Origin of the sequence: Pseudomonas cremoricolorata DSM 17059 = NBRC 16634, from assembly GCF_000425745.1 — a bacterium.
Classification (GTDB): Bacteria; Pseudomonadota; Gammaproteobacteria; order Pseudomonadales; family Pseudomonadaceae; genus Aquipseudomonas; species Aquipseudomonas cremoricolorata.
Window position 1 is genome coordinate 168,174 of record NZ_AUEA01000008.1, and the last position, 26,779, is coordinate 194,952.

The window sequence follows — 26,779 nt, forward strand, 5'->3', positions numbered from 1 at the left end:
ACGTATGATAATAGTTATCATGTGCATGCGACCTCGCAGTGCTCTTCACAGGCCCACCCCATGTCTGCCACTGACACGCCTTCTTCCTTCGACATTCAAACGCTCTACACCGACCATCACGGCTGGCTGCACAACTGGTTGCGCAAGAAGCTGGGCTGCGGCAGCAGTGCCGCCGATCTGGCCCACGACACCTTCCTGCGCCTGCTGGCCAAACCCGAGCCGTTGCAGATTCGTGAGTCGCGGGCGCTGTTGGTGACGGTGGCGCGCAGTGTGCTGAGCAACCACTTTCGTCGGCAGAAGCTCGAGCGTGCTTACCTGGAGGTGCTCGCCAGCCTGCCCGAGCAGGTGATGCCGTCGCTGGAAGATCAAGCCATCCTGCTCGAAACCCTGCTGGAACTCGACCGCCTGCTCGATGGCCTGGCGCAGCCGGTGCGCCAGGCGTTTTTGTGGTCGCAGCTCGATGGCCTGAGCCATGCCGAGATCGCCGGGCGGCTGGGGACGTCGGTGACCACGGTCAAGCGCTACATCGTCAAGGCGGGCGTGCAATGTGTCTTTGCGCAGTGAGGCCGCGATGAATGCCATCTCGCCTGCTATCGCCGAGCGTGCGGTGGAATGGATGGTCGAGCTGCAAAGCCCGCCAGTCACTGCGCAAACCGTTGTCGACTGGCAACGCTGGCGCGCCGAAAACCCCGAGCATGAGCGTGCCTGGCAGCGCATCGAAGCCTTCGGCGAGCGCTTGGCGATCGCCGCCGAACATGCCGGGGTTGCCCAGACCACGCTGGCCTCGCTGTCACCTGCAGGCGGCATCGAGCGGCGCCAGGTGTTCAAGGCGCTGGCGCTGCTGGTCGGCGTCGGCTCGGTGGCCTGGGCCGGGCGCAACAGCAGTACCTGGCAGAATCTGAGCGCCGATTATCGCAGCGCCGTGGGCGAGCAACGGCGCCTGACCCTGGCCGACGGCACCCGGGTGATGTTGAACACCGACTCGGCCATCGATGTGCACTTCGATGCCCATACCCGCTTGCTGCGCCTGCTGCGCGGCGAAGTCCAGATTCGCACCGCCAGCGACCCGCAGGCCCGACCGTTCTGGGCGCACACCCAACAGGGCAGCGTGCACAGCCACAGCAGCAGCTTCCTGCTGCGTCAGTCGAAGGGCCTGGGCAGCGTTGCAGTCAGCGCCGGCCAGCTCACCCTGCATGCCGGCCTGCAAGCCCCGCTAACCTTGCAGGCGGGCCAGAAGGTGCTGTTCAGTGAGCGCCAGATCGGCCCGGTGAGGGCGCTCAGCGAAGCCGATGGCGCCTGGGCCGACGGCATGCTGATTGCCAACGACCAGCGCCTGCAGGACTTCCTCGCCGAGGTGAGCCGTTACCGTCCGGGGCATCTGGGCTGTTCGAGCGAGGTGGCCGACCTCCGCGTCGCCGGCACTTACCCCTTGGCCGACACCGACAAGATTCTGCAAACCCTGGGCACCACGTTGAACCTGGAGGTGCGCCGCTTCACGCCGTACTGGGTCAGCCTGGAAGGCAGAACACGCCGGGTCTGAATTTTTTTCAGAAAAACACCGGGCAGGGTGGTCCGTTCGGCGTTCTGGCGAGACATGGAGATAAACACCCCCTTTATTTCCTTCGGCTTTCTCGTGGAGCTCTACATGAATCCCCCTCTGCGTCTTCGCTCGCTGACCCTGAGCATGCTCTGCACCCTGACCCCCGGTGTGTTCAGCGGCGCCTTGCTGCTGGCGCCGGCACTGGCCAGCGCTGCCGAAAGTCGCCAGCCTTTCGATGTTGCGCCGGGTGCGTTGAACCAAGCCCTGACCCAGTTCGGCCATCAGGCCAATCTGCTGATTTCCTACCCCGCGCAGCAGGCGGCCGGGCGCCGCAGCCCGGGCCTGCAAGGCACCTACAGCGTCGAACAGGGATTGGCCCTGCTGTTGGCCGGCTCAGGGTTGCAAGCTGTGCGCCTGGGCAATGGCAGCTACACCTTGCAGGAAGCGGTGGTCAGCCCAGCCGGCGCGGGTGGCGCCATCGAACTCGGTGCGACCAGCATTACCGGGCAGGGCATGGGCGAGGCCACGGAAAACTCCGGGACGTACAAGGCCGGGTTGACCAGCGTCGGCTCGAAAACCCCGACCTCGATACGCGAAACCCCGCAGTCGGTCTCGGTGGTTACCGCCCAGGCGCTCAAGGATCGGCAGATCACCACTTTGGGCCAGGCCATGCGCGCCACCCCCGGCATTACCGTGAACAACTCCAACTACCGCACCCCGCGCTACTACTCGCGCGGCTTCGAGATCAAGAACCTGCAGGTCGACGGTGCGGCCAGCGTCGACACCAACGGTGGCTACTCCAACCACCTGTACAACATGACCGAGTTCGACCACGTCGAAGTGCTGCGCGGCTCGGCAGGGCTGTTCGGCGGTGTGGGCGACCCTGGCGGCATCATCAACCTGGTGCGCAAACGTCCACTCGACCATTACCAGCTGAAATTCGAAGCCTCCGCCGGGACCTGGGACAACTACCGCTCCGAGGTCGATGTCACCGGACCGCTGGCCTTCGACGGTGCGCTGCGCGGGCGTCTGGCCGCCAGCTACACCGATCGGCAGTACTTCATGGACGGGCGAGCGTCGGAAAACCCGACGATCTACGGGGTGCTGGAAGCCGACCTGTCGCCGGACACCATGGTCACCTTCGGCGGGCGTCTGGAGCAGGTCAAGGAAACCGGCACCGGTGATGGCCTGCCGTTCTACACCTACGGCAAGAAACCCAATTACAGTCGCAGCTACTGGCCGACCACCGGCTTCTCCTATTCCGATCACGACTCCAACGAACTGTTCGTCAAGCTCGACCATTACCTGGACGACAACTGGAAGTTCAACACCTCGCTGACCCGGGTCTGGGACGATGTCGAGAGCCAGGGCGCATTCGGTTACGGCACCATGGACGCCAACGCGCAGGGTCCTTACTGGTCGGGCAGCTACCAGAAGGCCTGGAGCGAGCAGACCGTGGTCGACCTGAACCTGTCGGGCAAATTCGAGCTGCTGGGCCGTCAGCACGAACTGCTGATCGGTGCCGATGCGCAGAAGATCAAGAGCCGCTGGCGCGCAGCGGACGGCGCCAATGGACGCTTCGGTTCGCTGTGGGAGCCGTGGGTGGTGACGGGCGTCGACAAAGAGTTCTGGCGCGACTACAACCCCACCAACCAGAAGCAGTACGGGCTTTATTCGACCCTGCGTCTGCAATTGGCCGATCCGCTCAAGCTGATCGTCGGCGCCCGCGCCAGCCGTTATTCCTACGACCAGACCTACTCCAAGAAGAACCGCGAGACCGGCGTCTGGGCGCCCGACAACATCATTGACTACCGCAACGGCACCAAGCTGGTGCCGTTCGGCGGGCTGGTCTATGAGCTGAGCAATGAGTGGTCGGCCTATGGCAGCTATTCGGAAATCTACAACCCCCAGGCGCAGTACCAGTCAGGTCCGCTGCCGGGCGCGCCGCTCGAGCCGATGGTCGGCAAGACCTACGAAACCGGGATCAAGGGTGAACTGCTCGACGGGGCGCTGAACGTCTCGGCAGCGCTGTTTTACGGCGAGCGCGAAAACCAGGCGATGCTCGACCGCCGCTATGCACAGGAGATGTCCTTGTACGGCGGCAGCTGCTGCTACCTGCCACGCGGCAAGGTGGTCAGCAAGGGGCTCGATCTGGAAGCCACAGGCGAGTTGGCGCCTGGCTGGGAAATCACCGCAGGCTACACCTTCAACCGTAATCAGACCCGCAGTGGCGACGCCTCGTTTGCCACTGTCACGCCCAAGCACCAGGCGAAACTGTGGAGCACCTACGTGCTGCCGGGCGAGCTGTCGGACTGGAAAGTCGGGGGTGGCGTGAGGGCGCAGAGCGGTTACTACGTCAACACCGTGGTCGACTACGACGGCAACACCGAGATCACCCCGACCGCCGTGAAGTTGAGCCAGGGCGGCTATGCCTTGTGGGACGCGATGATCGAATACAAGGTCGATTCGCATTGGAGCGTGGCACTCAACGGCAACAACCTGCTCGACCGCAAGTACTACGACACCTTGTATTACCCCGCCGGCGGCAACTACTTCGGCGAACCGCGCAACTTCATGCTGAGCGTGCGTGGTATGTGGGACTGATACGTCTCCTTGCTTAGCCCATGAACGCCAACGCCCCATGCCTGCATCGGGCGTTTTCGTATCCGCAATGCGCGGCTGCATGACCTCTGTGAAACCCGCCTAGCATAACGTTTGTGAAAAATTCCTAATTTCGTTTACCCATACCTCGTCTAGTCAGCGTACAAGTGCGACCGCACGGTCGGTTTGTGCCGGGAAGCCGGTTTGCGAGGGATTGCCAGACGTCCGTCAGCTGGCCTGAGAGTCGGCGATAGACCAACACAACACGTACGGAGTGGATCAGGAAATGAAATCGGAACAGGCGAGGCTCATGCGTGGCCTTGGCATCTGCGAGCGTGCCGGCTGGCGCGCGTCGGCATCGGCGGTTGTGCTCGGGCTGGCCCTGGGTATGAGCAGCATGGCGCAGGCCGACGTGACCCAGGTGAACATTGCCTCGGCACCGTTGAGCGATGCGCTGACCCAACTGGCCCAGCAAACCGGGCTGCAGATGCTCTTCGAGCCGGGGCTGGTCAGCGGCAAGCGCGCCCCGGCGGTGTCCGGGGCGATGGAGCCGACCCGCGCCCTCGACCTGATTCTGCGTGATGCCGGCCTGTCGTACCGCATCGACAACGGCACGGTGATCATCACCCCGACCAGCGCCAACCTCGGCGCCGACGCCAGTGGCGCCATCGAGCTGGGTGCGACCAGCATTTCCGGGCAGGGCATGGGCGAGGCCACGGAGAACTCCGGGTCGTACACCACCGGGCTGGTGTCGGTGGGCTCGAAGACCCCGGTGAGCCTCAAGGAAACCCCGCAGAGCGTGTCGATCGTCAGCAAGCAACTCATCGACGATACCCGCAGCACGTCGCTTGCCGATGCCATGAAGCGGGCGCCGGGCATTACGCTGCGCAACTCCAACTACAACACCACCGGTTTCTACTCACGCGGTTTCGGCATCGACAACGTACAGATCGACGGCGCGGCACCGATGGACATCGGCACCGGCGTCGGCACCTTCTACAGCGAACGTCAGTACGATCTTGCCGCCTACGACCACGTCGAAGTGCTGCGCGGTGCCACCGGTTTGCTGGGAGGCACGGGTGACCCGGGCGGCATCGTCAACCTGGTGCGTAAGCGTCCCATGGATCAGTACCAGCTCAAGCTGGAAACCTCGGCCGGCTCCTGGGACAACTACCGCAGCCAAGTCGACGTCACCGGCCCTTTGGCCTTCGATGGCAAGCTGCGTGGGCGCATGGTCGCGGCCTATACCGACCGCCACTACTTCCAGGATGTGCGCGCCACCGAACGCCCGTTTCTCTACGGCATTCTCGAAGCGGACATCACCGACGACACTATGCTGACTTTCGGTGGCAGCTTCGACAAACAGAAGGAAACCGGCACCGGTGACGGCCTGCCGCGCTATGCCGACGGTAGCGACCCAGGCCTGCCGCGGCACACCTGGTTCACCACCAAGCAAGGCTGGGCCGACAGCGCCACCCGCGAGTGGTTTGCCAAGATCGACCACGATTTCAACGAGGACTGGCGCCTCAACGCCTCGTGGACCGACTCCTACAACTCGTCCAACACCGAGGGCGTCAACCCTTACGGGTGGGTCGATCAGCCAAATGGCAGCCCTTACTGGTGGGGCAGCTACGTGCGCAGTTTCAGCAAGCAACAAGTGCTGGATGTGAACCTTTCGGGCGGCTTCGACGCGTTCAATCGCCGCCATGAACTGCTGGTCGGTGCCGACTGGCAGAAAGTCACCAGTCGCTGGCGTGCAGCCGGCGGCATGGTCGACAAGGGTGGCCCGATCGATATTTGGGACCCGCAATCCAAGCCCATTCCTACCGACGACTCCAACCATAGCTTCTGGCGTGACTACTCGCCCAATGGCCGCGTGCAGTATGGCCTGTACTCGACGCTGCGCTTGCAGTTGACCGACCCACTGAAGCTGGTCGTCGGTGCTCGCGCGCAGCGCTACAAGTTTGAACAGGACTTCGCCAGCCGTAGTTCCAATGGCACCGGTGAGTGGGAACATGATCCTGCGGATAAGGTGTTTGATCGTGTAGCGACCAAGGTCGTCCCCTATGGCGGCCTGATCTATGCACTGAACGATGAGTGGTCCACTTACGTAAGTTATGCCGAAGTGTTCAAACCACAGTCGCTTAGTTTCAAAGGTCCGGAGGAGACCAAGACGCCGATCGAGCCTATGACAGGCAAGACCTATGAAACGGGTATCAAAGGCGAGCTGTTTGATGGGCGGCTGAATGTCAGTGCCGCGCTTTTCTACATCAAACGGGAGAATCAGGCCGAAAGGGACCCGAGCTACAGCCAGGCCGGGGCCATGTACAGCAGCTCATGCTGCTACATTGCCTCCGACAAAGTGACCAGCAAAGGTATCGACCTGGAAGCCACCGGCGAGATCGCGCCAGGCTGGGAGGTGCTGGCCGGCTACACCTACAACCGTATTGAGAACAACACTGAAGAAACGCTCTACAGCAGCATCACGCCCAAGCACACACTCAAGTTGTGGACCATGTATACCTTGCCAGGGAGCTTGTCCGACTGGCGCGTGGGAGGCGGCGTCACCGCGCAGAGCGCTGCGTACGTCAATGGTATCGCCTCCGATATTGATCCGCTGACAGGTGAAGTTCTCAGCTCCGACCACCCGTTCAAGTTCAACCAGGCCGGCCGCGCCGTGTATGACGCAATGGTCGAGTACCAGGTTGACGACAACTGGAGCGTCGCGCTCAACGGTAACAACCTGTTCGATCGCCGCTACTACTCCACCGTATTCAACACCTCGTTCGGCAACTACTACGGCGAACCCCGCAACTTCATGCTGACCCTGCGCGGCACCTTCCACTAAGCCTCTCTGTCAGCCGCGTTACCCGCGAAGTCCACGGTGGTCGAACCACCGTGGACTTCGCGTTTCAGCACGGGTGCCTGCCGTCAGCCCTCAGGGCATCACCCGCTCGGACTGCGGCAACGCTCGCAGCAACCCCTCGAGGAACGCCGGATGCGCCAGGATGGCGTAGTGATCGGCGTCGATCGCGGGGTGCTGCACGCTGCCGTTGAACGCTGCAGCAGCCCCTTCGCGGGCATCCCCCGCCCACCAGCAGTGGCTGTGCGCCACGCAACGCGGCATCTGCGCCAATTGCAACGACAGTGCCTTGAGCTTCATGCCGGTGCGGAAGGTGCGTGCCAACTCATCGGAGGCCATCTCACCCAGCGCCCCCTGCACAGCGATGCCCTGGCGAGCCTGGTCGATCAGTCGCTGCACGTGTAGCAGCTCGGCGTCGGCACGCACCGCCAGCAGCGGCAGCTGTTCGGGCGCAACGCCGAGCACCAGCGCCAGCAGGGCGCGCAGGTCGTCGCCGCAGTCTTCATCGCCTGCCTGCTGCGCCTCGCCGTGGGGCACGAAGCTGTCGACAAGGCCTGCGAACTCCACCTGCTGGCCCTGGCCGAGCAGCTCCTGCGCGACCAGGTTGACCAGCGGCCCGCCCAGCGACCAGCCGAGCAGGCGATAGGGCCCGTGCGGCTGTTTCTGGCGAATGTATTGCGCGTAATCGATGGCCATGGCCGCCAGCGACTCATCGTCCCAGGCGTCATCGAGCAGCATGCGGCATTGCAGTCCGTAGACACTGCAGCGCCCATCCAGGCGGCGGGCCACGGCGTCGTAGTCGAACACCGTGCCGAAGCCTGCGTGCAGGCAGAACAACGCCGGACTGTCCGGCACCGCGGTATTGAGCAGCAGCAGTGGGTCAAGGCTGCGTTCAGCGTCGGTGTAGCCGCACAGCTCTGCGATGGTCGGCTTGCCCATCAGGTCGCGCAGCTTCAACTGCAAGCCCAGTTCGGGCTGGCCGCGCACCTTGCTCAGCACCTTGAGCACGCGCAGCGAATCGCCACCGAGCTCGAAGAAGTTGTCGGTCACGCCCACCCGTTCGACCTCCAGCACCTCCTGCCAGATGGCCGCCAGCGCAGCTTCCAGGGCCGTGCGCGGGGCGACGAACTCGCGGCCCTTGAAGCTCGGTGCCGGCAACGCCAGGCGGTCGATCTTGCCGTTGGCATTGAGCGGCAGGCGCGCCAGCACCTGGATCTGCGCCGGCACCATGTAGTCGGGCAGCTCGGCCTGCAAGGCGCTGCGCAGCAGCGCGGCAAGGCCAGGCTCGGCGCTGGCGGCGACATAGCCGACCAACTGTTTGCCGGCAGTGCCCTGATGGGCCACCACCACTGCATCCTGCACGCCGGGGAAGTCGCGCAGGCGCGCTTCGATTTCCCCGAGCTCGATACGGAACCCGCGAATCTTCACCTGGTTGTCGAGACGCCCGAGGTAGTCGAACACGCCATCGGCGCGCTGCCTGACCAGATCCCCGGTGCGATACAGGCGGCCACCGCAGGCGAACGGGTCGGCGACGAAACGCTCGGCGCTCAGCCCCGGACGCTGGTGATAACCGCGCGCCAGGCCCGCACCGCCGATGTACAGCTCACCGGCCACCCCGGCTGGCAGCGGGTTGAGGGCTTCGTCGAGCACATACAAGGTGCGCTCGCCGACCCGCGTGCCGATCGGTGCGTACACCGCATCGCACTGGCCGCTGGCGGCGACTTTCCACAGCAGCGGAGTGACCACGGTTTCGGTCGGGCCGTAGCCGTTGGTCAGCCACTGCGGCTTGAGCGCCTGCTTGACCAGCTCGAAGTTGGCATCGGCCACCGCATCGCCGCCGAAGCAGTAGATCGACACCGGCGGCGGCGCCTGCTCTTGGCTGCGGGCGAATTCGCCCAGTTGCTGCAGGTAGGCCGGTGGGAAGCAGGCGATGCTGATGCCATGGGCATGCAGCGCCTGCCAGGTTTCTTCCGGCGTCCAAAGGCGGTGGTCGCGCAGCAGCAGACGCCCGCCGTGGGCGAGGGTGGTGAGCCAGCGTTCCTGGGCGCCGTCGAAGGCGAATGACATGAACAGCAGCTCGCGGGTGTCGCGGTCCATGGCATAGCGCTGGGCAATTGCCTGGCAATGCATGCGGATCGGCTCGTTGGCCACGGCCACGCCTTTGGGCTTGCCGGTCGAGCCTGAGGTGTAGATCAGGTAGGCCAGGTTGGCGCCGTCGCCACGTGGCGCCGGGCAGGTATCGGGCAGGTGCTCCAGGGCCAGTTCATCGAGCCACTGCACGGCCAGCGACTGCGGCCACTGCACGCGCTGGCTGACGCTGCGCTGGCTGAGCAGCACGGCCATGCCCGAATCCTCGACGATCCATTGCAGGCGCTCGCTGGGGTAGTCGATGTCCAGCGGCACGTAGGCGGCGCCGGTCTTCATCACCGCGTAGAACGCGACGATGACCTCCACCGAGCGCTGCAGCGCCACACCGACCCGCACTTCAGGACCGACCCCAAGGCCGATCAGGTGCTGGGCCAGTCGATTGGCGCGGCGCTCCAGCTCGGCCCAGCTGAGCGAGTGCTCGGCACACATCACCGCGATGCGTTCAGGGCTTGCCAGCGCCTGCTGGCGAATCTGCTCGACCAGCAGCGGCTGCGGGGTACCTACCGGGGTCAGCTGGTTGGCGTCGAGCAGTTGCTCGCGTGCTGCGGCGCCGAGCATGCTCAGCTCGCCGATGCGCACCTGCGGCGTGTCGAGCAGGGCGTTGAGCAGGCAGTCGAAACTGTCGACGATCAACTGCACCGACTCCTCGCGCAAGCGCTCGCGCAGGTAGAGGAATTCGATGTTCAGTCGCGTGCCCAACTGCACCGCCAGGTCCATGGCGAAGTTGGTGACGTCGCGCCCCTCGCTCTGGCCGAACTGCAATTGCGCATGCCCGGCCTGTTGCAGACGCTCGTCGACCGGGTAGTTCTCGAACACCACGATGCTGTCGAACAACGCCTGCCCGGCGGTGCCGTGCCAGCGTTGCAGGTCGGCCAGCGAGGCGTGCTCGTAGTCGCGCATGTCGACGTTGCAGGCCTGCAATTGCTGTAGCCATTCCACCAGCGGCTGCGCCGGGTCGGGCTGTTGGATCACCGGCAGGGTGTTGATGAACAGCCCGAGCATGTCGTTGGCGTGGGCAAGACTTGCCGGGCGCCCGGCCACCGTGGCGCCGAAGCACACGCTGCGCTGGCCGGTGAAACGCTGCAACAGCAGCACCCAGGTAGCCTGAATCAATGTGTTGGGGGTCACCCGCAGTTGCTGCGCGCGTTCACGCAGCCGCGCGGTCTGCGCAGCGTCCCAGTCCAGGTACAGCGCCTGATGCCCAGGGGGCGTTGCCGGGTCTGCTGCCGGCAGGCTGCTGGCGAGCATGGTCGGTGCTTCCAGCTCGGCCAGGCGCGCCCGCCAGAAGCCTTCCAGGGCATCGCGCGGTTGCTCGCGCAGCCAGCGGATGTAGTCGCGGTAACGGCCGCGGATCGGGCTCGCGGGCTGCTGGTGGTACGCCTCCAGCACTTCGCCGAGCAGGCGCGAGGTGCTCCAGCCGTCGATCAGGATATGGTGGCTGGTCCACAGCATCTGCAACGGCTGCTCGTCGCGCTCGACCAGGGTCAGGCGCATCAGCGGCGCCTGCAGCAGGTCGAACGGCTGCCGCGCATCGGCATCAAGCAACGCTTGCAAGGCCTGCTCGCTGTCGGTGCGGCCGCGCCAGTCCAGGCGGGTGACCGGCAAGTGCGCCTGGCGCTGAACGATCTGCAATGGCTCGACCAGGCTCTGCTCGGCCCAGAACGCGGTGCGCAGGATTTCATGGCGGGCGATCACCGCATCGAAGGCGGCGAGGAAGCGCTCCACCTCAAGGCCGCGCACCGGCACGCTCATCTGGTTGATGTACAAGCCGGCCTCGTCGGCCTCCTGCGAGTGGAACAGCATGCCCTGCTGCATGGGTGACAGCGGGTAGATGTCCTCGACCTCGGCGACCGCCAGCGGCAGGCGCGCCAACTGCGTGGCGTCGAGGCCGGCCAGGGGGAAGTCGGAGGGGGTGAAGCCGCGTGGGCCGTGCTCACAGCAGTGCTCGATCAGCGCCAGCAACTCGGCCTCATAGGCCGCTGCCAGGCGCTCGATGGTTGCGACCTCGAACATCTCTTCACTGAAGCTGAAGGTCAGGCTCAACTGGCCGTCGAACACCTGACCGTTGATGCTCAGCCAGTTGTCCAGCGGCGCGTCGGGGCTCTGCTCATCGCCTGCCGACTCGCCAGAGGGGCTGAACAGTGCGCCTGCGTCGGCATCGAAGCTGGCGTCGAACTGGCCCAGGTAGTTAAACGTGATGCGCGGCGTCGGCAGCGCAGCCAGGGCGCTTTGCGCAGCAGGGCTGCCAAGGTAGCGCAGCACGCCATGGCCCAGGCCGTTGTGCGGCACGCTGCGCAGTTGTTCCTTGACCGCCTGGATCGACGCGCCGAGCTCATCGCCCGGCACCAGCGCCAGCGGGTACAGGCTGGTGAACCAGCCGACGCTGCGGCTCAGGTCGATGTCGTCGAACAGCGCCTCGCGGCCATGGCCTTCGAGCTGGATCAGCACCTTGGGCTGCGCGCTCCAGCGCGCCACCACCCGTGCCAGGGCGGTCAGCAGCAGGTCGTTGATCTGCGTGCGGTAGGCGCTGCCGGCCTGTTGCAGCAGGCGCCGGGTGGCGTCGCTGGCAAGGCCCATGCGCACGTGCCGGGCGCAGCGGTTGAGCAGGCGCCCTTGGCGGTGGTCGCAGGGCAACTCGCCGCTGGCGTGCTGCAACTGCTGGCACCAGTAATCCAGCTCGCCAGCCAGTGCGCCGTCATTGGCCCAGCGCTGCAAACGAAGGCTCCAGTCCTGCAGCGAGCTGGTGCGCGCCGGCAACTCCACAGGCTGCGCGTCGCGCAGGCGTTCATAGGCCTGTTGCAGGTCGTCGAACAGAATTCGCCACGACACGCCATCGACCACCAGGTGGTGCACCACCAGCAGCAGCCGCTGCGAGCCGTCATCGAGGTTCAGCAGCAGCGCACGCAGCAGCGGGCCGCTGCCCAGATCGAGGCTGCGTTGCGCCTGGTTGGCGACGTCCAGCAGCTGTTCGGCGCTGATCGCACGGCACTCCAGCACGGCCTGCTGTTGCCACTGCGCCTGGGCCTCGGCCAGGCTCAGGTAATGGCCTTGCCAGGTGCCGTCGGCCTGTTCGCTGAAGCGCAAGCGCAGCGCATCGTGCTGGCTCAGCAGCGCGTGCAGGGCGCGCTGCAACGTGTCGGCATCGACTGGTTGCGCCGCACGCAGCAGCACCGACTGGTTCCAGTGATGACGTTCGCGCTGCACCTCGTCGAAGAACGCCTGCTGAATCGGCAGCAGGGTCAACGCGCCGCTGGCCGGGGCGTGCTCGATGGGCACGTGCTGATCGCTGTCGCGGGCGACGCTGGCCAGTTCGCGCAGGGTCTGTTGCAGGAACACATCGCGTGGAGTGATGTGGATACCGGCCTGACGTGCGCGGCTGACTACTTGAATCGAGATGATCGAGTCGCCGCCCAGTTCGAAGAAGTTGTCATCGATGCCGATGTCCTGGCGCTTGAGCAGCGCCTGCCAGATCTCCGCCAGGCGCTGCTGCATGGGCGTTTCTGGCGCCTGTCGGGCCTGGCCCTCGACGGCCAGGTGTGGCGCCGGCAGGGCCTTGCGCTCGACCTTGCCGTTGGGGCTGAGCGGCAGCGCGGGCAGGTTCACGAACAGTGACGGCAGCATGTAGTCGGGCAGGCTCTCGCGCAGCTCGGCCTTGAGCTGTTGCGGCGCCAGTTCAACGCCCGCCAGAGCCGGCACCACATAGGCGACCAACTGGTGGGTCGGGCCATTGCGCTGGGCCACCACCACGCAGTCGCCGACGCTGTCCAGCGCCAGCAGGCGGCTTTCGATTTCGCCCAGCTCGACGCGCAGGCCGCGGATCTTCACCTGGTGGTCGCTGCGCCCGACGTATTCGATGTTGCCGTCGGCGCGGTAGCGCACCAGGTCGCCGGTGCGGTACAGGCGGCCTCCGCTGACGAACGGGTCGGGCATGAAACGCTCGGCGGTCAGTGCCGCGCGGCCATGGTAGCCGCGGGCGAGCAGGGCGCCGCCGATCATCAGTTCGCCGATGATCCCCACCGCTGCCGGTTCGCCGTGGGCGTCGAGGATGTACAGCGCGCGATCTGGCAGCGGTGTGCCGATGGGCACGCTGTCGCTGGCTGGTTCCTGGCTGCACACGCGGGCGCTGCAATCGTAGGTCGAGCAGGTCACCGTGGCCTCGGTCGGGCCGTAGGTGTTGATCAGCGCGATGTCGCTCAGCCCGGCCTGGGCCCAAGCGCCGAGGGTTTCTGCGGCCAGGGCTTCGCCACCGGCATGCACGCGGCGCAATGGGCCGAGGTCGCAGCCGCCCTGGGCGAACTCGCGGGCCAGCATGCTGACATAGGCGGTGGTCAGGTCGGCCATGGTGATGCCGTGCCGGCGCACGTTGCTGGCGAAGGTGTCGCTGTCCCACAAGGTCTGCCCACGCAGCACCAGGGTGGCGCCGCAGGTGAGGGTGCCGAACAGCTGCTCGACGAAGCCATCGAAGTTGATCGTCGAGAACTGCAACACGCGGTCGTCGGCACTGATGTCGAAAAAGCCCTGGGTGACCAGGCTGTGCTGGTTCAGCGATGCACGGTCGATGGCCACGCCCTTGGGCAGGCCGGTGGAGCCAGAGGTGAATATCACGTAGGCCAGGTTGGCCGGGTGCAGGTCCAGCGCCGGCGCGGCGTCTGGCTGGTGCTGCCACTCCTTGCGGCAATCGAGCAGCAGCGTGCGGGTCTGCGCCGGCAGATCGAGGCTGGCCAGCACTTCGTGTTGACTGAGCAGCAGCTCGATGCCGCTGCTGGCGATCATGTGCCGCAGGCGCTCGGCCGGGTAGGCCGGGTCGAGCGGCACATAGGCGCCGCCCGCCTTGAGGATCGCCAGCACGCCGACCACCATGTCGAACGAGCGCTGCACGGCGATGCCCACCAGCACTTCGGCGCCGACACCTTGCTCGCGCAGGTGCTGGGCCAGGCGGTTGGCCTGGGTGTCCAGCTCGGCGTACGACAGCGACTGCTCATCGAGCAGCAGCGCCGGCTTGTTCGGCGTTCGCTGCGCGTGGCTGGCGATCAGCGTGGTGATGTCGGCGGCGACGGGCAGGCGTTGCTCGATGCCGCTCCAGTGGTGCAGCAGTTGCTGGCGTTCGCCGCCCGTCAGCAGCGACAGCTCGGCGATGCGCCGCTCGGGCGCCGCGACGATGGCTTCGAGCAAGGCCAGCCAGTGCCGGCCCATGCGCGCGATGGTGGCGGCCTCGAACAGATCGCTGGCGTAGTTGAACACCGCCAGCAGGCCCTCGGCGGTCTCCAGGGTGTCGAGGCTCAGGTCGAACTGCGCCGAGTGGTTGTCCCAGGCGATCGGCTGCACGTCGAGGGTCGAGTCGTGCTGCACCGGTGCCGGGCGCGAGTCGGCGCTCTGGTGGTTGAACATCAGCTGGAACAGCGGGTTGTAGGCCAGGCTGCGTTCCGGTTGCAGGGCCTCGACCAGTTGCTCGAAGGGCAGGTCCTGGTGGGCCTGGGCGTCCAGCGCGTGGCGACGCACCTGGCCCAGCAGCAGGCTGAAGCTGGCCTGCGAATCGATGTCGGCCTTGAGCACCTGGGTGTTGACGAAAAAGCCGATCAGCCGCTCGGTTTCCAGGCGGTTGCGGTTGGCGATCGGCACGCCGACGCGGATGTCGTGCTTGCCGGTGTAGAGGTGCAGCAAGGTCTGGAAGGCTGCCAGCAGGAGCATGAACGGGGTCGCGCCCTGGGCGCTGGCCAGGGCTTGCAGGCGCTGGCTCAGTGCCGCGCCGAGTTGCACGCTGTGGCTGGCGCCGCGCCCGCTCGGTTCGGCGGGGCGCGGGTGATCGCCTGGCAGCTCCAGCACGTAGTGTTCGCGGCCCAGGTGCTCGACCCAGTAGCTCAGTTGCCGCTCGCGCTCGCCGGCCTCCATGCGCTGGCGCTGCCACAGGGCATAGTCGAGGTATTGAATCGGCAGCGGCGCCAATGCCGCGGTTTCGCCGCGGGTGGCTGCGGCGTACAGCGCCACCAGCTCATCGACCATCACCTGCATCGACCAGCCGTCAGAGATGATGTGGTGCTGGGTCACCAGCAGCACGTGATCGTCGGCGCCGACCTGCAACAGGCCGACCCGCAGCAGCGGCCCGCTGCGCAGGTCGAACGGGCGCTGCGCTTCGCGCTGCACGTAGTCGCGCAGGTAGCGCTCGGCATCCACCTCGGCCGGCACCTGGGCGCTTTCGATGTGCAGCGGCTGTGCGGCCTCGATCTGCTGCAAGGCGCCGTGCTCGGTTTCCACCAGGCGCGTGCGCAAACTTTCGTGGCGTTCGAGCAACTGGTCGAAGGCCTGCTGCAGCGCTTTGAGGTCGAGCGCGCCGCGCAGGCGCAGGGCTTGCGGAATGGTATAGGCGGCGCTGGAGGGGTCCAGTTGCCAGAGGAACCACTGCCGCTCCTGGGCGTACGACAGCGGCATGGCGCCGCTGCGCTCGACTCGCGCAATGGTGCTGTGCTGGTCTTCATCCTGTGCGCTCAAGGCCGCCGCCAGCGCTTCGAGACGGCTGTGTTCGAACAGCGTGCGCAGGGCCAGTTCGCGCTTGAGTTCATGGCGCGCGCGGCTGGTCACCTGGGTGGCGAGCAGCGAGTGGCCGCCGAGCTGGAAGAAATCATCGTCCAGGCCCACCCGCTCGAGGTGCAGCACCTGCTGCCAGATGCCCGCCAGGGCCTGTTGCAACGGCGTCTGCGGGGCGCGGTAGGCGGTCTGCGCCTGGCTGAGGTCGACCCCCGGCAAGGCGCGCCGATCGAGCTTGCCGTTATGCGTCAGCGGCAGGCGTTCGAGCAGCAGCACATGGCTCGGCACCATGTACTCGGGCAGGGTGTTTTTCAGTTGCTGCTTGAGGTGTTCGGCCTCCAGCTCGGCATCGGCGGCCACCACGTAGGCCACCAACTGCATGCCGCTTGGGCCAGGCTGGGCCAGCACCACCGCGTCGCGTACCTCGGCCAGCGCTTGCAGGCGCGCTTCGATCTCGCCCAGCTCGATGCGAAAACCGCGAATCTTCACCTGCTGGTCGATGCGGCCGATGTAGTCGATCACCCCGTCGGCGCCGAAGCGCGCCAGGTCGCCAGTGCGGTACAGGCGGCTGCCACCGGTTTCGAAGGGGTTGGGGATGAAGCGCGTGGCGGTGAGCTCGGCGCGCTTGAGATAGCCACGGGCCAAGCCTGCCCGGCCAATGTACAGCTCGCCGACGCAGTTGCGCGGCACCGGGTTGAGGTCGGCGTCGAGTACGTACCAGGTGAGGTCGGGAATGACTTCGCCAATGGGGCTGACGCCGGGCAGGGCAAGGTCCACCTTGCGCAGCGGACGGTAGGTGACGTGCACCGTGGTTTCAGTGATGCCGTACATGTTCACCAGCTGTGGCGCGTGGTCGCCGAAGCGCTCGAACCACGGCGCCAGGCTCGACACGTCCAGCGCTTCACCGCCGAAAATCACTGTGCGCAGGCGCAGTTGCCCGGCCGCAGCCGGCGCAGCGCAGGCCACGTGCATCAGTTGGCGGAACGCCGAGGGCGTCTGGTTGAGCACGGTCACGCCTTGCTCGATCAGCAGCGCGTGAAAATCTTCCGGCGCGCGCGTGACGTCTTGCGGGACGATGACCAGGCGCCCGCCATACAGCAGCGCGCCGAAGATTTCCCACACCGAGAAGTCGAAGGCGTAGGAGTGGAACAGGCTCCACACATCGCGGTGGTCGAAGGCGAACCAGGCCTGGGGGGCGTCGAACAGGCGCAGCACGTTGCGGTGCGCGAGCAGGGTGCCCTTGGGCTTTCCGGTGGAGCCTGAGGTGTAGATGACGTAGGCGAGGTGGTCGGGCGACAGGGCCACGGCAGGATCGTGCTCGGAGCCGTCGTCGTTCAGGCCTTCGAAACTCAAGGTTGGCAGCGCGGACGGCAAGGCCATCTGCGCCAGCACCTCGGCCTGCCCCAGAAGCAGCGTCGGGGCGCTGTCGTCGAGGATGTAGGCCAGGCGTTCGGCGGGGGATTTCGGGTCGAGCGGCAGGTAGGCGCCGCCGGCCTTGAGGATGGCGAGAATGCCCACCAGCATGTCGAAGCTGCGTTCGCAGGCCAGGCCCACCAGCCGCTCGGGGCCAACGCCTTCAGCGATCAGCTGATGGGCCAGGCGGTTGGCGCGGCGGTTGAGCTGGTCGTAGCTCAGTTGCTCGCCCTCCAAGCTCAGGGCGATGGCCTCGGGGCGCAGCGCCGCCTGCTGTTCGATGCGCTGGTGCAGGCACTGCTCGACGGCCAATACCTGGGTGGCCGGGTTCCACTGGGCGAGGGTGCTGCGCTGTTCTTCGGCGCCGAGCAGGTCGAGTTCACAGACCCGCTGTTGCGAGTCACGCACCACGGCGCGCAGCAGGTTCAGCCAGTGCTCGGCCAGGCGCTCGGCGTCTGCGCTGTCGAACACGTCGGTGGCGTAGATCAGCGAGGCGCGCAGGCCGCTTGCGGACTCGAAAGTGTTCAGCGCCAGGTCGAACTGCGCGGTCTGCTTGGCCCAGTCGAGGGCTTCGACGCGCAGGCCATGGTGAGCGGTGGCTGGGGCCTGGGCCTGGCTGGGATCGGCGGCGAGGTGGTTGTAGATCACCTGGAACAACGGGTTGTGGCCCAGGCTGCGCTCGGGCTGCAAGGCATCGACCAGTTGCTCGAACGGCAGGTCCTGATGCTGCTGGGCACCGAGGGCGCGTTGCTTGACCTGTTGCAGCAGTGCACTGAACGGCTGCTGAGCATCGACCTCGGCGCGCAGCACCTGGGTGTTGACGAAGAAGCCGATCAGGCCTTCGATTTCCACCCGGTTGCGGTTGGCGATGGGCACGCCGACGCGGATGTCGTTCTGCCCCGAACTGCGTTGTAGCAGGGCCTGGAACGAGGCCAGCAGGAGCATGAACAGCGTTACCCCCTGTTGCTGCGCCAGCGCCTTCAACGCCTGCGCCAGCCCGGCGTCGAGCGCAACCTCGTGCAATGCGCCCTGGCCGCTGCGCCGCGCCGGTTGCGCGCGGCTGGCGGGCAGTTGCAGCACAGGTTGTTCGCCGCCCAGTTGCTCGAGCCAGTAGGCCAGTTGCTGATCGCGGCCACCGGCTTCCATCCAGTGCCGCTGCCACAGCGCGTAGTCGGCGTACTGCACCGGCAGGGCTGGCAGCGCGGCGCCAAGGCCGGCGTAGCCGGCGATCAATTCGCGGACCATCACCTGCATCGACCAGGCATCGGAGACGATGTGGTGCTGCACCAGTAGCAACACGTGCTCATCTGCCGCCACCTGCAACAGGTACACCCGCAGCAGCGGCTCGTTGGCAAGATCGAACGGCGTAGCGATGCGTGCGCCGATCCACGCCTGCAAACGCTGCTCTTCGCCGCCTGGGCCCAGTGGCAATGCGTGCTCTTCGATGACGATACGCATCTGCGCATCGACCACCTGGTGACGCACCCCTTCGTGCTCGGCAAAGCGCGTGCGCAGGCTTTCATGGCGCGCCAGCAGCGCGTCGAAACTGGCCTGCAACGCCGGCACATCCAACGCGCCGTGCAGGCGCAGGGCGGTGGGCAGGTTGTAGGCGCTGCTCTCAGGCTCCAGCTCCCAGAGGAACCACTGGCGCTCCTGGGCGAAGGACAACGGCACGCGCTCGAAGGCGCCGCGGGTGACCGGGATCGGCAGGCGGGCGACGTCGATGCCTTTGCCGAGCATTTGCTGGTAGAGGGTTCGGCGCTGGGCGGTGGGCAACTTGACGAAGCGTTCGATCAGGTCAGACAAGGCTTTGCTGTGCATCATTGGGTCTCCAGCTCATCGAGCAGGTCGAACAAGTCGCTCAATTCGGTTTCAGGTGGTGCGGCGGCCGGCAGGCGGCGCACGAAGTCTTCCAGGCTGGCGCTTTCGAACAGCGCCGCCAGCGGCGCCTCGATGGCCAGTTGCAACTGAATGCGTGAGGTCACCTGAGTGGCCAGCAGCGAGTTGCCGCCCAGGGCGAAGAAGTTGTCGTCCAGGCCGACGCGCTCGACCTTGAGCACGGCTTGCCAGATCGCCGCCACTGCCTGTGCCGTTTCGCCTTCTGCGGCGCGGAAGGCCTGTTCGCCGGCATTCACCGGCAGGCGCGCCAGGGCCTTGCGGTCGAGCTTGCCGTTGGCGTTGCGCGGCATCTGGTCGAGCACCTGGTACAGCGCCGGCACCATGTACAGCGGCAGGCGTGCCTTGAGGAAATCCCGCAGCGCCTCGAGCCCTGCGCCGTCCACCGTGGTGCCGTCTTCCACGGTGAGGAAGGCCACCAAGCCCTTGCCCAGGGTGTGCTCGACCACCAGCACGGCGGCTTCCCGCACCGCACTGAACTGGCCGATCTGCGCTTCGATCTCGCCCAACTCGATACGGAATCCGTTCACTTTCACCTGCTGGTCGACCCGGCCGAGGTATTCCAGGGCGCCGTCGTCCTTGCGCCGCCGCGCCAGGTCGCCGGTCTTGTACAGGCGCTCGCCGGGGTGCACGGCGAACGGGTTGGGCACGAACACCGGCACCGTGCGCAGCGGGTCGGCGCAGTAGCCACGACCAACGCCGACCCCGGCCACGCAGATTTCCCCCACCGCGCCGTCCGGCACCGGTTGCAGGTAGTCGTCGAGCAGGTACAGGCGGTTGTTGTCGGTGGCATAACCGATGGGGATGTTGCTGCGCTGTACGCCATCGACCGGCAGGGTGTAGAAAGCCACGTCATCCGAGCACTCGGCCGGGCCGTAGGCGTTGACCAAGGCGATGCCCGGGTAGCGTTGCAGCCAGGCGGCAGCGGTTTCTGCCGGCAGCGCTTCGCCGGTGGGCAGCAGCCAGCGCAGCGCGGGAAGCGCCAGGTGCGATTCTTCCAGCACGGCCTGAATCAGCGCCGGGACGATTTCCAGCACGCTGATGCGCTGCTCGGCCACCTCGTGCAGCAGCTGCGCCGGATGCCGCGCCACAGCATCGGGCACGATGCGCACCTGGCCGCCGCAGAGCAGCGCGGTGAGGAACTGCCAGACGGAAATATCGAACGACTGCGAGGCCGTTTGAGCGATCACGGCCTGTTCATCCAGGCCCAGGTACGGCAGCTTGCTCAGCTGGTTGTTGAGCATGCCGGCCTGCTCGACCATCACCCCCTTGGGCTGGCCGGTGGAGCCTGAGGTGAAAATCACATAAGCCAGGCTGTTCGGCGCGCTGTAGCGGCCAGGGCGCGCCTCGCTGTAGGCGCCGGCCAGCAGTTGCTCGTAGACCAACAGTGTTACCGGCGCGGCCAGCCCGGCCAGCAAGGCCTGGGCGCGGCCATGTTGCGCGGCGCTGCAAATCAGCGCCGGGGTGCGGCTGCGGGCGAGGATGTCGGCCAAGCGCTCGTCGGGGTGGCTGGGGTCGAGCGGCAAATAGCCGGCGCCGGCCTTGAACGCACCGACGATGCTTGCCAGCAGTTCCAGCTCACGCTCGGCCAGCAGCGCCACCGGCTGGTCTTCACCCACGCCATGGGCGATCAGCGCCTGACCGACGCGGTTGGCCTGGCGCTCCAGCTCGCGGTAGCTCCACTGGCGTGTGCCGCAGGTGGCGACGATGGCCTCGCCACGGCGCTCGACCTGGGCTTCGAAGCGCTCGATGAACGAGCGCGCAAGATCATGCTCGACCTCGGTGCAGTTGTGCGCCAGCAGCGCGTCGGCATCGACGCCGTGGGCCTGGGCGAGCTGCTCCAGCGGGCTGTGCAGGTGCTGGGGCAGCGCTTCGAGGTACTGCTGGAACTGCGCCAGCACCGCGTCCATGCTGCTGCGCTCGAAGTAGCGGCTGTCGTAGGACAGGTGCAGGCCCAGTTGTTCGCCGGGGTACACCACCACGGTAATCGGGTAGTTGGTGTGGGTACGCGACGACTCCGAGACCACGCCCATGTCCCGCGCATCGCTGCCCACCGAGGCATCCAGCGGCGCGTTCTCGAACACGAACAGGCTGTCGAACAACTGCTGGCCGGCGGCCAGTTCGCTGCACGCCTGAATGCGCACCAGCGGCAGGTAGTCGTATTCGCGCAGGGCGACGTTGCGCTCGAGAATGCCGCGCAGCCAGTCGAGGGTGGTGCACGGCTGCTCCGGGGTCGGCAGGGGCACCCGCAGCGGTACGCTGTTGATGAACAGGCCGACAGTGTCCTGCATCTGCGGAATATGCGCCGGGCGCCCGGAAACGGTGACGCCGAACAGCACGTCGCGGCTGCGGCTGTAATGGTGCAAGGTCAGCGCCCAGGCCGCCTGCACCAGGGTGTTGACGGTCAGGCGGTGCTGGTTGGCGGTTTCCAGCAACTGCGCGCTGTGCTCGACGCTGAGCCAGGTGTAGTTGTCGTCGATGCGCGAGTGCGACTGATCCGCCAGCTGCGGACGGTCGAGCGGCAGCGGCGTGGCCTGCTCGAAACCGGCCAGTTGTTCGCGCCAGAACGCTTCGGCGGCGTGCGGGTCTTGTTGTTGCAGCCACTCGATGAAATGGCGGAAGCGGTACGGCGTGCGCAACTGGCTGGGGCGTTGTTCGAGGGCAGCGTGGTAGATCTCGAAGAAGTCCGACATCAGCAACGACCGGCACCAGGCATCGATGAGGATGTGGTGGTTGCTCATGATGAAGCGGTGGCTGTCGTCGGCCAGGCGGATCAGCTTGAAGCGAATCGGCGGCGCCTTGCCCAGGTCGAAACCGGCTTCACGCTCCAGGCGCAGCAGGGTGAGGATGTGCGGCTCGGCTTCTTTGAGTGGCAGATGGCTGAGGTCGAGCAGCTCGACCTTCACCGGGGTGTCGCGGTGAATCACCTGCAGCAGCTCGCCACCGGTGTTCCACAGGAACGAGGCGCGCACCGCCTCGTAGCGCTGCACCACCTGCTGCCAGGCGGCATCGAACAGCCCGTAGTCCAACGGTTCGCGGATGGTGTAGCACTCCTGCATGAAGTAGATGCCCGAGTGCTGCTCCAGCAGGGTATGCACCAGCAGGCCTTCCTGCATCGGCGACAGCGGGAAGATGTCATCGATGTTGCGCACCGCCATCGGCAGCGCATCGAGCTGCTGCTGGCTCAGCTGCGCGAGGGGGAAGTCCGACGGCGTCACGCCCAGGTGCTGGCCGCTGCAGCAGTGTTCGATGAGCTGCTCCAGCTCGTGCTGGCAACGCTGCGCCAGGGCCTCGATGTGGGCGGCGTCGAACATCGCCTCGCTGAAGGTCCAGGCCATGTTCAGCTGCCCTGCATACACCTGGCTGTTCACCGTTAGCCAGTTGCCCAGCGGCGCATCGGCGCTTTTCTCGTCACCGACAGGCTCGGCGCTCGGGGCGAACAGTGCGCCGTCGTCGTCGCTGAAGCTGCCATCGAACTGGCCGAGGTAGTTGAAGGTGATGCGTGGCGCCGGCAGCGCGCGCAGGCTTTGCCGCACCTCAGGGCTGCCCAGATGCAGCAGCGCGCCGTGGCCCAGGCCGTTGTCCGGCACGCTGCGCAGTTGTTCCTTGATGGTCTTGATCGAGCCGGCCAGATCGGCCTGCGGGCTCAGGCGCAGCGGGAACAGGCTGGTGAACCAGCCGACCGTGCGGGTCAGGTCGATTTCGTCGAGCAGCGCTTCGCGGCCATGGCCTTCGAGTTGCACCAGCACCTCCGGCAGGCCGCTCCAGCCCTGCACGGCGCGGGCCAGGGCCGTGAGCAGCAGGTCGTTAATGCGGGTGCGGTAGGCGGCCGGGGCGTCCTGCAACAGCTGACGGGTGTGGGTCTGGCTCAGTTGCACGCCGACGGTGCGCGCATGGCGGGCGAGCAGGCTGGCGTCGCGGCGGGCGCCGGGCAGGTCGGCGTCAAGGCCGGCCAGCTGCGCCTGCCAGTACCCCAGCTGGTTGTGCGCGGCGGCGCTCTGGGCGTACTCGCTCAGACGCTCACCCCAGCGCTTGAACGCGCTGGTCTTGGCCATCAGGCGTGGCGCCTGGCCGGCCTGCAACTGGCCGTAGACCTGCTGCAGGTCGTCGAACAGGATGCGCCACGACACGCCATCGACCACCAGGTGATGGATCACCAGCAGCAGGCGCTGGCTGCCATCGGCCAGGCTCATCAGCACCGCGCGCAGCAGTGGGCCGTGTTGCAGGTCAAGGCTGCGCTGGGCCTCATTGGCCAGCGCCAGTTGCGCGGCGGCGTCGCAGACTTCGGCCTGCCACAGCAGCTCATCGGCAACGGCTGGCGCATGTGCCGCCTGCCAACCCTCGGCGTGTTGGGTGAAGCGCAGGCGCAGGGCATCGTGGTGCGCCACCAGGGCGTGCAGGGCCTGGCGCAGCAATGCGGCATCGAGCGCGCTGGCCGGCTTGAGCATCACCGACTGGTTCCACTGCCCGCGCTGGGCAATGGCGCTGGCGAAGAAAGCGTGCTGGATAGGCAGCAGCGGCGCGGCGCCCTGCACCGGGCCTTGCTCGGCCTGCACGCTGTTGCCACCGAACACCGCCACCTGGGCCAGGGCTTCGATGGTCTGCAAGGTGAACAGGTCTTTCGGGGTGAAGTGGATGCCGGCCTGACGCGCGCGGCTGACTACCTGAATCGACAGAATCGAGTCGCCGCCCAGCTCGAAGAAGTTGTCGTCCAGCCCCACCTGATCGAGCTTGAGCACCGCCTGCCAGATGCTGGCGATGGCCTGCTGCATCGGCTCGCTGGCGGCGCGGTAGCTGCGCTGTGCAGCGTGGCTGTCGGGGGCGGGCAGGGCGCGGCGGTCGAGCTTGCCGTTGCTGGTCAGCGGCAGGCGTTCGAGAAACAGAAAGTGCGCCGGCACCATGTAGTCGGGCAGCACTTGTTGCAACGCGCTGCGCAGGGTCTGGGCATCGCTGCCGGTGGCCGGGCCCAGATACGCCACCAACTGCTGACCATGGCGGGTGTCGTGGGCCAGCACGGCGGCCTCGGCGATGCCGGCCTGGCGCAGCAGTTGGCTTTCTATTTCGCCCAGCTCGATGCGCAGGCCACGGATCTTCACTTGGTGGTCGATGCGGCTGAGGTAGTCGAGGGCACCGTCGCTGCGCCGACGGGTGAGGTCGCCGCTGCGGTACAGGCGCGCACCGCCAGCGCCGAACGGGTCGGGCACGAAGCGCTCGGCGGTCAGCCCCGGACGCTGATGGTAACCACGCGCCAAGCCCGCACCGCCGATGTACAGCTCACCGGGCGTACCGGCCAAGCACGGCTGCAACTGGCTGTCGAGCACATGGCTGTGGACGTTGTCGATGGCCTGGCCAATCGGCGCGATGGCGCCATCGAGGGCGCCTTGCAGGGTGTAGTGGCAGGTGTCGATGGTCGCTTCGGTGGGGCCATACAGGTTGACGATGCGCCCGCTGAAGCGCCGTTGCAGTTGCATCACCAGTTCGCCGCCCAGCGCCTCGCCGCCGAGCGCCAGCAGGCGCAGGCCGGCCAGTTGCGCGTCCTCGGCCTGGGGCAGCAAGGCTTGCAGCAGCGACGGCGCCATCTGCAACACGCTGATGCCGGCGCTGTGCACCTCCTGCCAGAGCAGCGACAGATCGTCGCTCAGTGCCGGGCTGGCCAGTACCAGCTCGGCGCCGCTGAGCAGCGGCAGCCAGAACTCCCACACCGAGGCGTCGAAGCTGAAGGCGGTTTTTTGCAGCACGCGGTCGTCGGCCTGCAACGGCAGTTCGGCGTGCATCCAGGCCATGTGATTGCTCAGGCCGCCATGGCGCACCTGCACGCCCTTGGGCCGGCCGGTGGAGCCGGAGGTGTAGATGATGTAGGCCAGGTGCTCGGCCTGCACCGGCACCTGCGGCGCGTCAGTGCCATAGCCCTCGAGCGCGCTGGGCGCCAGCGCCTGCACCCCTGCAGGTAGGTGCAGGTGTTGTTCAGGTTGCAGCAGCACCAGGGCGATGCCGCTGTCGCGGATCATGTAGTCCAGCCGCTCGGCTGGATAGCTTGGGTCCAGTGGCAGGTAAGCGCCGCCGGCCTTGAGAATCGCCAGCAGGCCGACCACCAGCTCGACGCTGCGCGCCAGCGCCACACCGACCACCACGTCCGGGCCGACACCGCGTTCGATCAGGTGATGGGCCAGCTGATTGGCGCGCTGCTCCAGCTCGGCATAGCACAGGCTGTGCTCGGCGCAGCGCACGGCAATGCGCTTTGGCATGCGCGCGGCCTGTTGGGAAACCCACTGATGCACGGCGGGCAGATCCCCGCTGGCCGTGCGCGGGCCATGGCCGGCCGCCAGCAGCGCCTGCTGTTCATCGGCGCGCAACATCGACAGTTCGCCGAGGGCCTGTTGCGGCTGGGTCAGCAGCGCGTCGAGCAGCGTCGCCCAGTGCCCGGCCAACTGCGCGATGCGCGGCGCCTCGAACAGCGTGGCGTCGTATTCCAAACGCGCCTCGACCTGGCGCTGGCTGTAGGCGACATCCAGCGACAGGTCGAACTTGGCCTGTTGCTGGCCCAGCGGCAGAAAGTCCAAGGCCAGGTCAGCGAACTGCATGGGGCCTTGCTCGTTGCCGGCCACGCGCCAGTTGAACAGGGTCTGGAACAGCGGGTTGGCCTGGGTGCTGCGCTGCAACTGCAAGGCTTCGAGCAGCAGTTCCACCGGGTGGTCGGCATGCTCAAGGGCAGCCAGCGCGTGCTGGCGCAGACCATGCAGGAAGCTCAGCGCCGGCTGGCTGGGGTCGAGTTGCGCGCGGTAGATCTGGCTGCTGACGAAATAACCGACCAAGTCTTGGGTCTGCGCCTGGTTGCGGCTGGCGTTGGGCACGCCGACGGTGAAGTCGTCTTGCCCGGCATAGCGGCCCAGCAGCAGTTGCCAGGCCCCCAGCAGCACCACGAACGGGGTCAGGCCATGGGCCTGGCAGAAGCGGTTGAGGCGTTGCACTTGCTCGCCGGGCAGGGTCAGGGCATGGCTGGCCGCCAGGGGCACACGGGCAGCGTCGCGGGGATGATCGGTGGGCAGCGACAGCGGGGTGATGGCCTCGCCCAGGTAAGCGCGCCAGTAGGCGGCGGCCTGATCGTGGGCGGCGGTGGCGGGGTAGTCGTCACGCTGCCAGCGGGCGTAATCGGCGTATTGCAAAGCCGGACGCGGCAGTGCCTGGCCCTGGTAGGCGGCGGCCAGGTCGCGCATCAAAATCGGATTGGACCAAGCGTCGGAGACGATGTGGTGCATGTTCAGCAGCAGCACATGGCGCTGCGGCGCCAGGGCGATCAGGCTGGCACGGATCAGCGGCGCCTGTTCCAGCACGAAGGGCGTGCCGGCTTCGGTGTTCATCAGTTGCTGTAAGCGTTGCTCGCGCTCGGCTTCGCTCAGCGCCGACAGGTCGTGGCGTTGCAGGTGCAGTTGCGCCTGGCGATCGACCACCTGGCTGGCCTGTTCATCGACCTGCACGAAGCGGCTGCGCAGGATGTCGTGGCGCTCGATCACCTGCTGCAAGGCACGCTGCAGCGCAGCGCTGTCGAGCGCGCCGCTCAGCAGCAGTGCGCGTGGCAGGTTGTAGGCCGAGCTGTGCGGGGCGAACTGCTGCACGAACCACAGGCGCTGCTGGGCGAACGACAGCGGCCGCGGCGTGGTGTCGGCGTCAGCGGCCTGCGGACGTACGGCGATGGCATCCGCAACGGCGTCTTCGTCGGCCAGCAACAGGGCCAGCAGGTCGTCATCGCAAGGGGTGAACTGAGAGGTCGTCATCGGTTTCGTCGCCGTCGGCAGAGG

General features: G+C 66.6%; 6 protein-coding genes. 4 read left to right on the forward strand and 2 right to left on the reverse strand.

Annotated elements, in window-relative coordinates:
• Positions 1 to 60: 60 nt before the first annotated feature.
• The 4 genes from H618_RS0110785 (at position 61) to H618_RS0110800 (ending at position 6,989) form a co-directional block, all read left to right on the forward strand.
• Positions 61 to 564, forward strand: coding sequence for a sigma-70 family RNA polymerase sigma factor (locus tag H618_RS0110785; protein WP_028695078.1), 504 nt, complete (start codon positions 61 to 63; stop codon positions 562 to 564).
• A gap of 7 nt (positions 565 to 571) precedes the next feature.
• Positions 572 to 1,540 (forward strand): FecR domain-containing protein, encoded by a 969-nt coding sequence (locus H618_RS0110790; RefSeq protein ID WP_028695079.1) that lies wholly within the window; start codon positions 572 to 574, stop codon positions 1,538 to 1,540.
• 105 nt (positions 1,541 to 1,645) lie between these two features.
• Complete coding sequence (locus H618_RS0110795; RefSeq protein ID WP_028695080.1) at positions 1,646 to 4,144, forward strand: TonB-dependent siderophore receptor; 2,499 nt, start codon at positions 1,646 to 1,648, stop codon at positions 4,142 to 4,144.
• Positions 4,145 to 4,451: 307 nt separating this feature from the next.
• Positions 4,452 to 6,989: a TonB-dependent siderophore receptor gene (locus H618_RS0110800; protein WP_245586770.1), complete on the forward strand. Its 2,538-nt coding sequence runs from the start codon at positions 4,452 to 4,454 to the stop codon at positions 6,987 to 6,989.
• A gap of 90 nt (positions 6,990 to 7,079) precedes the next feature.
• Here H618_RS0110800 and H618_RS0110805 read toward each other — a convergent pair whose 3' ends face one another.
• On the reverse strand, positions 7,080 to 18,908 hold the full coding sequence (locus H618_RS0110805; RefSeq protein ID WP_028695082.1) for a non-ribosomal peptide synthetase: 11,829 nt from the start codon (positions 18,906 to 18,908) through the stop codon (positions 7,080 to 7,082).
• Positions 18,908 to 26,755: a non-ribosomal peptide synthetase gene (locus H618_RS21580; protein ID WP_050577288.1), complete on the reverse strand. Its 7,848-nt coding sequence runs from the start codon at positions 26,753 to 26,755 to the stop codon at positions 18,908 to 18,910. Before H618_RS21580 ends, H618_RS0110805 begins: the two co-directional genes overlap by 1 nt.
• Between the last annotated feature and the right edge of the window lie 24 nt (positions 26,756 to 26,779).

Excerpts from the sequence above, each read along its gene's own strand:
- H618_RS0110785 (WP_028695078.1), top strand. The coding sequence starts at position 61 with ATGTCTGCCACTGACACGCCTTCTTCCTTCGACATTCAAACGCTCTAC.
- H618_RS0110790 (WP_028695079.1), top strand. The coding sequence starts at position 572 with ATGAATGCCATCTCGCCTGCTATCGCCGAGCGTGCGGTGGAATGGATG.
- H618_RS0110795 (WP_028695080.1), top strand. The coding sequence starts at position 1,646 with ATGAATCCCCCTCTGCGTCTTCGCTCGCTGACCCTGAGCATGCTCTGC.
- H618_RS0110800 (WP_245586770.1), top strand. The coding sequence starts at position 4,452 with ATGCGTGGCCTTGGCATCTGCGAGCGTGCCGGCTGGCGCGCGTCGGCA.
- H618_RS0110805 (WP_028695082.1), bottom strand. The coding sequence starts at position 18,908 with ATGCACAGCAAAGCCTTGTCTGACCTGATCGAACGCTTCGTCAAGTTG.
- H618_RS21580 (WP_050577288.1), bottom strand. The coding sequence starts at position 26,755 with ATGACGACCTCTCAGTTCACCCCTTGCGATGACGACCTGCTGGCCCTG.